Consider the following 13,728-nt stretch of genomic DNA (forward strand, 5'->3'; position numbering starts at 1 on the left):
ACCAGCAGAGAAAACAAAAAAGGCTGGGCTATTTGTCACCAGCACAATTTACGCAGCAATACTATGCAAATCTAATCGCTGCTTAAACACATGGACTCCATTTTTGACAGCACATATCACCTTTTTGCAGTGGCTCAACTGGAGGCCTCATGTGTGGATTTTATTCTGCACACAAAGGTTTTCGATGCAAAAGATAGAAATCCAAACATCGCACAGGCGGCTGATAGAAACTGACGAAACCGCTTGAGGGCCTGAGCAACCTCCTGCCGGTAATGATTACCTAGTGGCTGGCATATTTTCCGTCGCTGATATCAATATGGCGGGTGTTTTGTCCGATGCACTGGGCGGAAAATTTGATTTCTCATCCTATAACCATGTGGCGCGTTATTTGGATGCTATTTTATCGAGACCTGCATGCAAGAAGGCGCGAATTACTCCCTCCAGAGAATCCAAATCTGCGCCTCATTAATGGGCATGTAATGCACGATAAAGTTTCCTTGCTTCTTCTTCCTTCAGCGTATCATCAATTTCACGTAGAACGCTTTGAAGGTTGACTGGTTTTTCAATACGTTCGAAGTGGCCGGTCAAAACACTTTCCGGATGGAGTTGTCCGCTTTGATAGAGCGTCCATATCTCCAGGCCATAACTGCTGGCCAGCAATTCAGGCGCAAACTGACCGAAATAAATTGCTAAGTTCTCGACATCCCGCAGCAACATTCTACACGCTTGGTTATTGGCAGCTGCGTCGATAGCTTGTGGCAAATCGATGATAACAGGCCCGGTGCTGTCGACCAGCACATTATATTCAGACAGATCGCCGTGGATAATCCCTGCGCATAGCATGCGAACCACCTGCGTAACTAATATGCGGTGATATTCACGAGATAACTCGGCAGTTAGCACAAGTTCGTTGAGCCGCGGGGCTGCGCTGCCATTGCAATCGGTCACCAGATCCATCAGTAAAACACCCTCATGAAAATGATACGGCTTGGGCACACGCACACCCGCAGCAGCGAGCCGATACAGGGCATCAACCTCGGCACTTTGCCAGGATTCTTCCTGTGCTTTGCGTCCGTACCGGGTTCCTTTCTCCATGGCACGGGCGCGACGGCTGTTTTTTTCTTTGCGGCCCTCGGTGTAATCCGTGCTTTGGCGAAAACTGCGCTTGTTGGCTTCTTTGTATACCTTAGCGCAACGTATCTCTTCTCCACAGCGAACCACATAAACCGAAGCTTCCTTGCCGCTCATTAATTGACGGATAACTTCATCGATAAAGCCATCCTGGATCAGGGGTTCAATTCTTTTTGGAGTTTTCATGGGTGTAAATACTACGCTTATATTGTGATATTCGTCTTAGCAGACCGTTGAAAAACTATCTACGGCGTTAAAAACAGGACTTGAATGATGCTATCCGGAATGTTTAACCGTACATTGTACCGATTTGCCGGTATTTCAATAGGGGTGTTTTTATTTCAGCCATTATGTTAGCGCTAACAAAGAGGGTCTAATAGCGATATCGGGAGTCTCTCTGACTGAAGGCTAATGGGGCAATGGGTTCATAGGGTTGCATAGTCTCGCTATGCGTCTCAATATTGAGAAGCCCTCAGGATCAGGTACAGAATCACAAATCCACAAAACAAAAATATACTCAATTCATCGGCAATAATCTCAATTCGCGACCTGACCCCGTGTTTGCACGGAATCACGAATCCAGCGTAGGCAATATTCTTAATTCGCTACCTGACCCTGGAATTCTCAATGCGTTTTATCTTTTTGGCGGCTTGTTTTCAGCTTCGTAGGACGGATACCCAATGGTGATCCGTTAAATCAAAACCAGCGCCAAAATATCATCCAATACCATTATCACTTTCATTCGGCGGAGCGCTTTCGGTTTCCGCCGTAGGTGGTCGGCTGGAGTGAAGTGTTAGCTGCGACCATACTCGGACCACCTGATTATGGGGCCTCTGCCCATCTGGATTGACATGTAGACACTCCGAAAGCAACCTAGATCTTTAATTTGTGTACGTGACCACGCCTCTTTCATGTAATAGAGCGAATTGGATGTGAAGAGCGGGTACATGATCGGGACTAACAGGTAACCAGTACCATACGTCTGTTTGCTGGGAAGATACGACGACTTCTCTAGCTTTTTTTGCACGACTTCGACAAAGCGAGTCGCAAATTGCGCATCGGGTTCCAAGAATAGTCGGTTACCGATAGGTTTGTGATTCTCACCGGGCGTTGCGTAAGAGTATTCATCCTGCGCGAAGGCGTCGCTCCAAAATGCATCAGTCACCTCGACCCATCGTGTGGTTCGTCCGGAGCGGATGATTGCCTCGGGAGGGTTCGGCTCATCCACAACTTCAAACTTCGCCCTATACCTCGAGTTCAGCCATGCAACGAAAACTCCTACTTGAGCTCGTTCATGTGCTTGCTGTGTGATACGACGGCTCGACATGAGCAACTAACTACAATTCGACATTCGAAATGACGTGATAGATTACGTCAAAAATAATATCTAAACCTGCAGAATTCACACTATCTCCTTATTTTTATGGAATTGCCACCATTCTAAGCTTCATCGCAAGAGGGTATTAGATCCCCTACCCCAAAAACATACTTGCGAAGCATAACCCCCAATCATTGTTCTGTGCAATATATCGTCGAATCTGTGGATTAACATTCTTTATAACACAGCAGACTCGGTGAAAAACGTTTAAAATATGCCCCCTTTCTCGCAACAATCATCCGCAGGTATCTACTTTGATTACAACCGCCAATATCACCATGCAATTCGGCGCCAAGCCGCTTTTTGAAAACGTTTCCGTTAAATTCGGTGGGGGTAACCGCTATGGTTTGATTGGCGCGAATGGTTGCGGTAAGTCAACATTCATGAAGATTCTGGGCCGGGATCTTGAGCCCACTTCCGGTAATGTCGCGGTTGATAGCGGCGAGCGGGTGGGCAAACTGCGCCAGGATCAATTCGCTTTTGAAGATTGTTTCGTGATTGATACGGTGATGATGGGACACGCGGAATTATGGCGCATCAAGCAGGAACGCGACACCATTTATGCCAATCCGGATGCCAGCGAAGACGACTATATGCACGCTGCCGAATTGGAATCCGAATTTGCCGAACTGGATGGATATTCGGCGGAAGCGCGTGCCGGAGAACTGTTGCTTGGGGTGGGCATTCCCTCTGACCAGCATCAGGGATTGATGAGTGCGATTGCGCCGGGATTCAAGTTACGCGTGTTATTGGCACAGGCCTTGTTTTCTAATCCGGATATCTTGTTACTGGATGAACCGACCAATAACCTCGACATCAATACCATCCGCTGGCTGGAAGACGTCATCAATACCAGCAAAAACACCATTATCATTATCTCGCATGATCGGCATTTTCTGAACAGCGTGTGCACGCATATGGCTGATCTGGATTATGGTGAGCTACGGATCTATCCTGGCAACTATGATGACTACATGACCGCCTCGACCCAAGTGCGCGAGCGCATGTTGGCCAATAATGCCAAGAAGAAAACGCAGATTGCCGATTTGCAGTCGTTTGTCAGCCGTTTCTCTGCGAATGCCTCGAAGGCCCGGCAGGCAACCAGCCGCGCGCGGCAGATCGAGAAAATCAAACTGGAAGATGTCAAGCCATCCAGCCGTCAATATCCTTTTATCCGCTTTGAAGTGGATGACCGGGATAAGCTGCATCGTCTGGCCGTTTCCATCAAAGCAATCAGCAAGGGTTTCCCTGGATTGGATAAACCTTTATTCGATCATTTCAGCCTTGACATCGAAGCCGGCGAGAAAATCGCCATCATCGGCCCCAACGGCATCGGAAAAACCACGCTGCTGCGATGCCTTTCCGGTGATCTGATGCCGGATTCCGGCGAGATCAAATGGCCCGATAAGGCGCGCCGTGGTTATTATGCACAAGATCATGCAGCTGATTTTGAAGAAGAACTGTCATTGACCGAATGGATGGATCAGTGGCGACAAAGCAATGACGACGATCAAACGATACGCGGTACCTTGGGTCGATTATTGTTCTCCGGCGATGACATCAAAAAGTCTACCCGCGTGATTTCCGGCGGAGAAAAGGGGCGCATGCTTTTTGGTAAGCTGATCCTCCGAAAACCAAATGTTTTGCTGATGGATGAGCCGACCAATCATCTCGATATGGAATCCATCGAATCACTGAATGGCGCACTGGAGAAATTTACCGGCACGTTGATTTTTATATCGCATGACCGGGAGTTTGTCTCTTCACTGGCCACCCGGATTCTTGAAATGAAACCCGATGGCATTAATGATTTCAAAGGCAATTATGAAGATTATTTGAGATCACAAGGAATTGAATAATAAAAATAATACCATAAGCTGCCATGCTTATTTCGGCAGCTTATCAATCACATCCGCCAGTACTAAAAATATTCAATTGCTTCAGTAGCTCTAACTTCGCAAAACAAGAAACAAGCGTGAAGTACGCTAGTAAAATCATATAGCCACAAGCCACCTGCGCTTAACCCTGTGACTAGATAAATCGATACATCACTTCATTAATACAGACAGTAAAGTATCATCGCTACGAATGGCTACCTGCGCTGTGTCTTGTCGTTTTCAATCAACGCATACGCGGAATGGTTATGAATGGATTCAAAATTCTCCGACTCCACGACATACGCATCAATCCGTCCATCATGATTCAGCACTTCCGCAATATCCCTTACGATATCTTCAACAAACTTCGGATTATCGTATGCCTTCTCGGTTACATATTTTTCATCTGGCCTTTTCAGCAAACCGTAAAGTTCGCACGATGCATTACTCTCAGCAATCTGGATAATATCTTCAATCCACACAAAACTATTTGTGCGTACAGAGATGGTGACATGCGAACGTTGGTTATGCGCGCCATAATTGGATATTTTCTTGGAGCAGGGACATAAGCTGGTGACAGGAACGATGACTTTCATGGTGAATAGATATTCACCATTTTTAATCTCGCCAATGAACGTCACTTCATAATCCAGTAAGCTTTTTACTTGTGAAACAGGTGCCGACTTATTGATGAAATAGGGAAAAGTCATTTCGATATGACCCGAATCCGTCTCCAGTTTTGCAATCATCTCTTGTAAGATGATTTGAAACGACTCTACTGAGATTTCCCGCTCGTGGCTATTCAGGATCTCAACAAAGCGGGACATGTGCGTGCCCTTGAAATTATGCGGTAAATTAACATACATGTTAAAAACCGCCACAGTATGCTGCACACCATCATCTTTATCGGCCACAACCACAGGATGGCGGATCGCTTTAATCCCAACCCGGTCTATCGCAATACGCCGGGTGTCCAATGAGCTTTGCACATCGGCAATTGGCATATCTATCTGTTTATTCATATTCTCTCCTGTATGACCAAGTCTTCCTGCTAACAGCAAATCAAGCAACTGATCGATTGTTAATGATTATTCAGGCAATACTGCTCGTACTGATTTGATGATACCGCTACTGTCTAGTCCGCAGTCTGCAAGCATCTGTGCATGATCGCCATGTTCAATAAAAATATCCGGCAATCCAAGTTGCAGCAATCTGACGTGGATCTGCTGGCTGTTAAGCGATTCAATGACAGCACTGCCAGCACCTCCCATCACGGTATTTTCTTCCACAGTCACCAGCAAATCATGACTGGCCGTCAGCGATGCCAAAAGATCATCATCCAGCGGTTTAATAAAACGCATATTAACCACTGTGGCATTCAGTTCATCTCCTGCAGCTAAACAAGGAGTCAACATGCTGCCAAAAGCCAGCAAAGCAATTTTTTTCCCTTCACGTCGGATCTCTCCCCGTCCTATAGGCAATGCCTGCATGTCCTTTTGAACCTGCACACCCGGTCCAGTTCCCCTGGGATAGCGAACTGCTGTTGGCGTATCCAATTGAAAAGCGGTATACAACATTTGCCGACATTCATTTTCGTCTGCGGGTGCCATCACAGTCAGGTTTGGAATGCAACGTAAATAGGTTAAATCAAAACTGCCCGCATGCGTTGGTCCATCCGCCCCAACCAAACCAGCCCGATCGATGGCAAATATCACAGGTAAATTCTGAATCGCCACATCATGAATCAATTGATCATAAGCGCGCTGCAAAAAAGTCGAATAAATCGCCACAACTGGCTTTAAGCCATCGCATGCCGCGCCAGCCGCAAATGTGACAGCATGTTGCTCGGCTATACCCACGTCAAAATAGCGTTCGGGATACTCTTGGGAGAAACGAACTAGTCCTGAGCCTTCGCGCATTGCAGGCGTCACACCGATCAAACGAGAATCCTGCGCCGCCATATCACACAACCAATCACCAAAAATTTGTGTATAGGTGGGCTTCCCATTTGCTTTAGCAACAATCCCTTTTTTCGGATCAAACTTCCCCACACCGTGATACAAAATGGGATCTTCTTCCGCAACCTTGTAGCCCGCACCTTTACGAGTCACTACATGCAGGAACTGCGGGCCGTCCAACTGCTTGATGTTTCTCAGGGTAGTAACCAATACATCCAAATCATGACCATCAATCGGTCCAATATAATTAAACCCGAATTCCTCAAATAAAGTGCTCGGCGTTACCATACCTTTGACATGCTCCTCAGCACGCTTAGCCAATTCCAACATGGTCGGAACGACTCCTAACACCTTCTCACCCGCACGCCGCGCCGTAGCATAGAATCGCCCTGACATCAGCTTGGCCAGATAATTGTTAAGTGCTCCAACCGGACGAGATATTGACATGTCGTTGTCATTCAGAATGACCAGCAAATTAGCATCCATCACGCCAGCGTTATTCAATGCCTCAAATGCCATACCTGCGCTCATGGCACCATCGCCAATAATCGCGACAGCTCGCCGATCAGTCCGGTTTAATTGCGCAGCAACCGCCATACCCAACGCAGCACTGATCGAAGTACTCGAATGCGCAGTACCAAATACATCGTATTCACTTTCATCTCGACGTGGAAAACCAGCCAACCCGTCTTGCATGCGTAATTTATTCATGCCATTGCGACGACCCGTCAGAATTTTATGCGCATACGTCTGATGCCCCACATCCCATACCAATTGATCGTGAGGTGTATTAAATACGTAATGTAAGGCAATAGTTAATTCAACTGTGCCTAAATTGGAAGATAGGTGTCCACCCGTTTTTGCGACTGAATCTATCAGGAAATCTCGTAATTCTTTAGCAAACTGCGGTAACTTCTTTTGCTCCAATTCTCGTAATTGGAAGGGTAAGTTAATGGTATCTAACAATGGATACATTCAATGCCTGAAAATAAAAGATGTAGAAAGAATTCTTGGAATCAGAATTTACGTTTAATTATAAAATCAGTTACCTGGCGCAACCTTAACGCAGCTTCATTAAAACCATCCAAAGCTTGATAAGCATCCTGCTGCAGTTTTTCAGCCAGCTCACGCGCTTGACTGATGCCCAGAATACTGACATAAGTTGGTTTATTATGTTCAGCATCTTTTCCGGCGGTTTTGCCCAATGTCGCTGTTGTTGCCTCAGTATCCAGCAAATCATCAACCACTTGGAATGCCAGACCGACACATTTGGCAAAATGATCCAACTTGGCCAATTGCTCATTATCCAAACAACTATTGCATCGTGCTCCCAACATCACGGCAGCACGAATCAGCGCACCGGTTTTATGGATATGCATAAACTCCAACTCTGGCAAACTCAGCATTTTACCGACACTATCCAGATCAAACGCCTGTCCTCCCGCCATACCACGGGAACCCGATGCCAATGCCAACTGCGTGATCATTTCCAGTTGCGTCTCAGGCACATCCGCCAGAGGCTTTTCCGCCAACAATTCAAATGCAAGCGTTTGCAGACTATCGCCCGTCAACAACGCAGTGGCTTCATCATATTCGATATGACAGGTAGGTTTTCCTCGTCGTAAAATATCATCATCCATGCAGGGCAAATCATCATGCACCAAAGAATAAGCATGAATCAGCTCCACGGCAGCAGCTACAACCGTTACACGCTCAAAATCGGCACCAGCAAGCTCGCCCGCCGCAAATGATAATAATGGACGCACCCGCTTTCCACCACCCAAGACCGAATAGCGCATGGCTTTATGCAGCCGTTCAGGAACACAATCGGTGGCCGGCAGTCTCGCTTCCAAAAATGTTTCGATACGCGCCTGACAGCTACTCGCCCAATTTTGGAAATCAGGACTCATCGCTATCAGATCGAGTAAAGTTTTTTAACATCCCAGCTTCAAGCACACGCACTTGCTGCTGCGCACTTTGCAATTTATCTTGACAATATTGCAACAACTCTGCGCCGCGCTGATAGGCTAAAAGTGAGGTTTCCAATGACATCTGCCCAGCTTCCATAGCCATCACTATTTTTTCAAGTTCAGCCGATGCAGCCTCATAGCTTTCGGGTTGAGATAAAGTGGCATTATTACTAGACTTTTTGGGTACCATAACAAGATCGATATAATTTAGGCGCTTATCTTCCGCGATTACAAAACTGTTAAAAATAACGCAATTAGCACTATTAGGTCAATGCAAATTTTGGGCTTACAACAAATATCACTGCTATAGGTTAACAATAACCAGCTGAGAAACTAAATGAACTGCTAGCATGGAGAATAGCCATTGCATTGTCAAAAACTAAAATTCACTTCCGGAAGCCTGGCAGCCTCCTAGTTTCGCGCTCAAATAAAAACAACTGACTGATGCAAGAGTTCATTAATCATATATCACACTGATTAATAAAAAATAATTGGCGTTTGAACGATTGCTGCTTATCAGACACATTTTCGATAAGGAAAAACTGATTCGGCAATACTTATTAAAATCGGAATACGTGAAAAATGCCCGTATTGATCCATGTGCTTTACTATGGCAAGATACGACGGTAAGCTGCGCCAACACAGAAATATTTTATCTAATACATTTATTAACTAGAAACTAGGGACGACTTTGAACGAATATATTGATCAAATCTCCGGATATTTTGAAACTGTCCCGCTATGGCCTTTTGTATTATTTGGTTTATTGGGAATAGTAGCCATTATGGTAGATATTGTTAACCGTAAGCGCCGTGCTTTAGCCGTCGATAATTTCCGTTATACCTTTGAAAAAGAGTTGGCCGATATGTACCCGGAGCACAAACGGTGGCCAAAAAACATTAACAATTACCTCACATCCCGTTTACCAGAAATGTATCAAAATTTTGAGGTACTCCGCGTTTTCATTCCGCAGGATCACTTACGCGAATACAATATAGATTGGAACAATTTCCGTGATTTCTGCCGCGAAATTACCGATGAAAAAATTGCTGCAGCTGAGCAAGGAGCAACTGAAAACAATCAATCCGCCCAACAGGAATCAGATCCAAAAGAAGTTTTTCAGAAGCTAATTTCAAAATTGCTAAAACATACTGAATTATAATAATATCTTTTTAACTTCCAATCAAAATAGCAAACTGTCATAGTTAATTCCTCACAGCGCCATTATCAAAACAACGCTTACTATGTATCATGATTAAACACGATAAACCGGGCAATCCCAGAGTGACGGTGCGACCGGTGGAGACATATCGTGACATGAGTAAGTTTATTGATGTGCCCTGGCACATATACGCTAATGACCCGATGTGGGTGCCGCCATTGCGCCTGGAACGACGCTTTCATTTTTCCCGCCACAACCCTTTTTTCAAACATGGCGAATGGCAAGCCTGGGTTGCATTTCAAGACGGCCAACCCGTTGGCCGTATCAGCGCGCAAATCGATTCATTACACCAGGAACGCTATGGCGCAGACAGCGGCCACTTTGGTTTAATGGAGTGTATCGACAACTCGGAAGTGTTTGCTGCGCTGATACTTCACGCGGAAGCATGGTTGGCTTCCCGAAAAATTCACCGCATCAGCGGCCCGTTTAATCTTTCGATCAATCAGGAATGCGGCGTACTGGTAGATGGATTTGACACACCGCCCGTCATCATGATGCCCCACTCAGCTCCCTGGTATGGCCGCTTACTGGAAGAACAGGAATATCATCCAATTAAAGATTTATTGGCTTATCGAGTCAAAGTTGTTTTTGAAATACCACGCGTCATGCAGATGCTGATCAACCGATTTTCCTCTCAAATTACAATACGCACTTTGCAACGTAATAAATTTAAAGAAGAAATGGAAATGCTGCGCGATATTTTCAACGATGCATGGTCTGACAACTGGGAGTTCATCCCATTTACGCAAGAGGAATTTGCCGAATTAGGAAGTAGCCTGCGCCTGCTGCTACCGGACGAGTTCATCCAAATTGCCGAAGTCAACGGCAAACCCGCGGCATTTATGGTGGTTTTACCCAATCTCAATGAAGTTTTAGCCAAATTGAACGGAAATCTATTCCCATTCGGCTGGCTCAAGCTCATCAAAAGCATTAAAAACCAAGAAATTCGCTCAGGCCGCATACCACTGATGGGTGTACGCAAACAATTTCACAATACGCCGCTTGGATTGGCATTAGCTTGCCTGGTTATCGATGCGCCCCGGCAAGCTGCGACCGCCCGCGGCATTCAGGACGTTGAAATGTCATGGATACTGGAAGATAACGTGGCAATGCGCAGCATTCTCGACAGCTTTGGTAGTGAACAGTACAAGCGCTATCGTATTTACCAAAAAATGTTATGAGTAATGAACTCAATCCAGCATCGCAGCAATTTGCCGCGCTGGTTCTAGCCGCTGACCGCACCGGCCAAGATCCCATCACGCAGCATACTGGCGCAGCTTGCAAGGCCTTTGCACCGGTCGATGGCATTCCGATGATTATCCGCGTTTTGGATACGCTGATGGCCTGCGATCAAATCTCCACCATCATTCTGTGCGGCCCCCCAGAATCCTTACATGCTCATTGCCCGGAATTAAAACAGCGCATCGCTTCAGGGCAAGTAAGCTGGCTACCCAATCTGGATTCTCCCAGCCGCAGCGCTGAGAGGGGCCTCAGCCACATACCTAATGATATGCCGGTATTATTAACCACAGCTGACCATGCGTTACTCACACCCAACATTGTGCAGGATTTCTTGCAAAGATCACTAGCAGCAGAAAGTAGCGCCACAGTGGGTGCGATCAACCAGAATATCATTGCGGCTGCATTCCCTAACACCAAGCGCACCGTCATCCGCTTGAGTGACGGCGGATTTTGTGGCTGCAATTTGTTTACATTTAAACCGCAAGGACGCTCACTGGTAAAATTCTGGCGCAACGCTGAAGATCTGCGTAAACACCCGTGGCGTTTAATTGCACAAGTATTGGGATTCAAAACGGTATGGTCTTATTTGCTGAGATCCTTAACTTTGCACCAAGCCTTAGCAGCAGTATCGGAAAAATCAGGGGTAACCATACAAGCGATTATGCTGAATAATCCACGCGCCGGGGTAGATGTGGATAAGGTCGAAGATTTAGTGCTAGCTGAGTCGATACTCAAAGCAGATTCATGAAATTAATCGAACGCTATATTGCACGAGAAATAATGCTGCCTTTCACGGTAGTTATTCTGATTCTGATCGGACTATTCGCCAGCTTCAGCAGTGCAAGGCTTTTAGCCGGAGCCGTCACAGAAACATTGGGAATCGCCGGCTTAATTAAACTGGTCTTTTTAAAAACTCTAATCGCATTGGAAGTGCTAATCCCCATTGCTCTCTATATTTCAGTCATTATTGGCCTAGGTAGACTCAACAAAGATCAAGAACTGAATGTTATCCGTTCAGTAGGTATCAGTGGCAATCGTATCGTTCTTGCGGTGCTGACAGTTGCCATACCGATCGGCATCATCAGTGGCATGCTGTCATCGTATGTTCGCCCTTGGGCCTATGGAGAAAGTTATATCCTCGACGCACAAGCCGAAGCGGAACTCAACACCAACCGGTTCCAAGCCGGACGGTTTTATGGCAGCGAAAAAAGTGGCAGAGTTATTTATGTGCGTAATAAAGATGAGAGCAACAAACAAATGCAAAATATTTTTCACTACATCAAGAAACCTGATGCCAGTGAAATTGTCATTGCTAAACAAGCTCGACAGGTTAAACCAACAACAGAAGACGATAGACCGCACATTCAGTTATCAGAAGGAATCATTTACCAATTGACCAGCACGGCCAGCATTGATGATGTCATTCAGTTCAGAAAATTGATTTATTTCATCGATAATGATTTTGTTATGAATTACCGGCGCAAAGCAGCTGCGACAAGAACACTGTGGGAATCCGATCTGCCGCGTGATATCGCAGAGTTACAATGGCGCATCTCACGTCCGCTGGCTACCATACTACTGGCGCTGATTGCCTTGACTTTTATTCACACCGCTCCACGCCAAGATAAAACGGAGAAAACCTATCTCATTGCGGCCTTGGTTTTCGCCGCATACTACAATCTGAGTGGGTTAGCAAAAACCTGGGTAGAACAAGAAACTGTTGGCAGCGTTCCCGGCGTATGGTGGCTAGAACTGCTCATGCTTATTGCGCTTATCACTTACGCTCTGATTGTCAGACAAAAACAATTATCGCGCCCGAAATAATGATTTATCGATATATCTCTCTTCAGGTGTTTATCGGCTTCTTGATTGCCATCGCTGTATTATTGCCACTTTTCAGTTTCTTTGACTTACTGGAGGAATTAGATGATGTGGGTAGAGGCACTTATCGTATTAGCGATGCATTTCTCTATACCGCCATGCTGCTGCCACGCAGATTTATTCAAATCGCCCCTTTCGTGGCTTTATTAGGCACTGTCTCGGCACTTGGAAAATTGGCGATACATTCAGAATTGATTGCCATGCGAGTTGCTGGACTTTCCCCCTGGCGCATTAGCATCGCACCTTTAAGTGTTGGTATTCTACTCTTGCTGGGCGTTGCCATTTTAGAGCAATTTGTTGCACCGCAACTACAACAAAAAGCAATTACTTATCGGGCTATTGCGCTGGAACAAAGTGCTGAACTCGGCGGGAATCTGGGAATCTGGACACGCAATGAAAAGAATATTCTGCGTATCGGTCAAATCATCCACAATAAAAAAGCAGCCGATATTGAAATCTTGCAACTGGATCAAGAGGATTTTTTAGTCTCACATATTCAGGCTCAAACCGCAGAAATTGTTGATAATGAAACCTGGGAACTCAGCAATGTTATTGTCAGAACTTTCGAAAACAACCAAATCTTGGCCATTCGCCATAACACTTTAAACTGGACTTCCTTTGTCAGTCCGGAAGACATCGCCACACTGACTAAACCACCAGAAAGTCTGTCACCACTTGAGTTGTTCCGGCATGTTGAATTTCTGCGCAGCACCGGCCAGGACGCAGATTCTTATGCACTAGCGCTATGGCGAAAAATCGGTAGTGCGCTGATGACCATCGCAATGCTACTATTATCCATTCCATTTGTTTTCGGATCGATTCGCAGTGGTTTAAGCAACAAACTGGTATTTGCTTCGCTGATTGGCATTGCGGTTTATTTACTCGATCAAATTATTGCAAATACGGGTTTGATATTGCAGCTAAACCCAGCGTTGATTGCACTGGCACCCGGTTTTACTATGATTATTCTGGCTCATCTATGGTTAAACAGAACTTACTAAATCACTCTAAACCAATCGTAAAACCGTAGATTAGAAAGCAGCAAAAACCACCTGAAGTAAATAAAGAT

The 13,728-nt window shown here is 45.7% G+C and carries 11 protein-coding genes and 1 pseudogene; 7 read left to right on the forward strand and 5 right to left on the reverse strand.

Features of this window, described 5'->3' with window-relative positions; all coding sequences use genetic code 11:
- Positions 1-280: 280 nt before the first annotated feature.
- Positions 281-469, forward strand: a pseudogene (locus Q0C11_RS09250) (hypothetical protein); the annotation flags it as partial.
- Here Q0C11_RS09250 and Q0C11_RS09255 read toward each other — a convergent pair.
- Positions 466-1,317: a PA4780 family RIO1-like protein kinase gene (locus tag Q0C11_RS09255; RefSeq protein WP_293007268.1), complete on the reverse strand. Its 852-nt coding sequence runs from the start codon at positions 1,315-1,317 to the stop codon at positions 466-468. The pseudogene Q0C11_RS09250 and the gene Q0C11_RS09255 sit on opposite strands and share 4 nt — an antisense overlap.
- A 1,446-nt stretch (positions 1,318-2,763) precedes the next feature.
- Between Q0C11_RS09255 and Q0C11_RS09260 the strand changes: the two genes are divergently transcribed.
- Complete coding sequence (locus tag Q0C11_RS09260; RefSeq protein ID WP_293007270.1) at positions 2,764-4,368, forward strand: ABC-F family ATPase; 1,605 nt, start codon at positions 2,764-2,766, stop codon at positions 4,366-4,368.
- 233 nt (positions 4,369-4,601) lie between these two features.
- Here the strand turns inward: Q0C11_RS09260 and folE2 are convergent, their stop codons facing one another.
- The 4 genes from folE2 to Q0C11_RS09280 form a co-directional block, all read right to left on the reverse strand.
- Positions 4,602-5,408, reverse strand: coding sequence for a GTP cyclohydrolase FolE2 (folE2, locus tag Q0C11_RS09265; protein ID WP_293007272.1), 807 nt, complete (start codon positions 5,406-5,408; stop codon positions 4,602-4,604).
- A 66-nt stretch (positions 5,409-5,474) separates the two neighbouring features.
- Positions 5,475-7,319 (reverse strand): 1-deoxy-D-xylulose-5-phosphate synthase, encoded by a 1,845-nt coding sequence (dxs, locus tag Q0C11_RS09270; RefSeq protein ID WP_293007274.1) that lies wholly within the window; start codon positions 7,317-7,319, stop codon positions 5,475-5,477.
- A 41-nt stretch (positions 7,320-7,360) separates the two neighbouring features.
- Positions 7,361-8,254: a polyprenyl synthetase family protein gene (locus tag Q0C11_RS09275; protein ID WP_293007276.1), complete on the reverse strand. Its 894-nt coding sequence runs from the start codon at positions 8,252-8,254 to the stop codon at positions 7,361-7,363.
- The gene (locus tag Q0C11_RS09280) at positions 8,244-8,504 is read right to left on the reverse strand and encodes an exodeoxyribonuclease VII small subunit (RefSeq protein ID WP_293007278.1); all 261 of its coding nucleotides are present in this window, start codon (positions 8,502-8,504) and stop codon (positions 8,244-8,246) included. The genes Q0C11_RS09275 and Q0C11_RS09280 overlap by 11 nt, the downstream gene beginning before the upstream one ends.
- A 501-nt stretch (positions 8,505-9,005) precedes the next feature.
- Between Q0C11_RS09280 and Q0C11_RS09285 the strand changes: the two genes are divergently transcribed.
- The 5 genes from Q0C11_RS09285 (at position 9,006) to lptG (ending at position 13,660) form a co-directional block, all read left to right on the forward strand.
- Positions 9,006-9,476 carry a hypothetical protein gene (locus tag Q0C11_RS09285; protein WP_293007280.1) on the forward strand — a complete coding sequence of 157 codons (471 nt, stop codon included), beginning with the start codon at positions 9,006-9,008 and terminating at the stop codon, positions 9,474-9,476.
- Positions 9,477-9,565: 89 nt separating this feature from the next.
- Positions 9,566-10,717 carry an N-acetyltransferase gene (locus Q0C11_RS09290; RefSeq protein WP_293007282.1) on the forward strand — a complete coding sequence of 384 codons (1,152 nt, stop codon included), beginning with the start codon at positions 9,566-9,568 and terminating at the stop codon, positions 10,715-10,717.
- Positions 10,714-11,526 (forward strand): nucleotidyltransferase family protein, encoded by an 813-nt coding sequence (locus Q0C11_RS09295; protein ID WP_293007284.1) that lies wholly within the window; start codon positions 10,714-10,716, stop codon positions 11,524-11,526. The genes Q0C11_RS09290 and Q0C11_RS09295 overlap by 4 nt, the downstream gene beginning before the upstream one ends.
- Complete coding sequence (lptF, locus tag Q0C11_RS09300) at positions 11,523-12,602, forward strand: LPS export ABC transporter permease LptF (protein ID WP_293007286.1); 1,080 nt, start codon at positions 11,523-11,525, stop codon at positions 12,600-12,602. The genes Q0C11_RS09295 and lptF overlap by 4 nt, the downstream gene beginning before the upstream one ends.
- Positions 12,602-13,660 (forward strand): LPS export ABC transporter permease LptG, encoded by a 1,059-nt coding sequence (gene lptG, locus Q0C11_RS09305; protein WP_293007288.1) that lies wholly within the window; start codon positions 12,602-12,604, stop codon positions 13,658-13,660. Before lptF ends, lptG begins: the two co-directional genes overlap by 1 nt.
- The last annotated feature ends 68 nt before the right edge of the window (positions 13,661-13,728 follow it).

Origin of the sequence: Nitrosomonas sp. (genome assembly GCF_022842015.1) — a bacterium.
Lineage (GTDB): Bacteria > Pseudomonadota > Gammaproteobacteria > Burkholderiales > Nitrosomonadaceae > Nitrosomonas.

Bases quoted from the DNA above. Each gene is read 5' to 3' on its own strand.
- Q0C11_RS09255 (WP_293007268.1), bottom strand. From the start codon at position 1,317: ATGAAAACTCCAAAAAGAATTGAACCCCTGATCCAGGATGGCTTTATC.
- folE2 (WP_293007272.1), bottom strand. From the start codon at position 5,408: ATGAATAAACAGATAGATATGCCAATTGCCGATGTGCAAAGCTCATTG.
- dxs (WP_293007274.1), bottom strand. From the start codon at position 7,319: ATGTATCCATTGTTAGATACCATTAACTTACCCTTCCAATTACGAGAA.
- Q0C11_RS09275 (WP_293007276.1), bottom strand. From the start codon at position 8,254: ATGAGTCCTGATTTCCAAAATTGGGCGAGTAGCTGTCAGGCGCGTATC.
- Q0C11_RS09280 (WP_293007278.1), bottom strand. From the start codon at position 8,504: ATGGTACCCAAAAAGTCTAGTAATAATGCCACTTTATCTCAACCCGAA.
- Q0C11_RS09290 (WP_293007282.1), top strand. From the start codon at position 9,566: ATGATTAAACACGATAAACCGGGCAATCCCAGAGTGACGGTGCGACCG.
- Q0C11_RS09295 (WP_293007284.1), top strand. From the start codon at position 10,714: ATGAGTAATGAACTCAATCCAGCATCGCAGCAATTTGCCGCGCTGGTT.
- lptF (WP_293007286.1), top strand. From the start codon at position 11,523: ATGAAATTAATCGAACGCTATATTGCACGAGAAATAATGCTGCCTTTC.
- lptG (WP_293007288.1), top strand. From the start codon at position 12,602: ATGATTTATCGATATATCTCTCTTCAGGTGTTTATCGGCTTCTTGATT.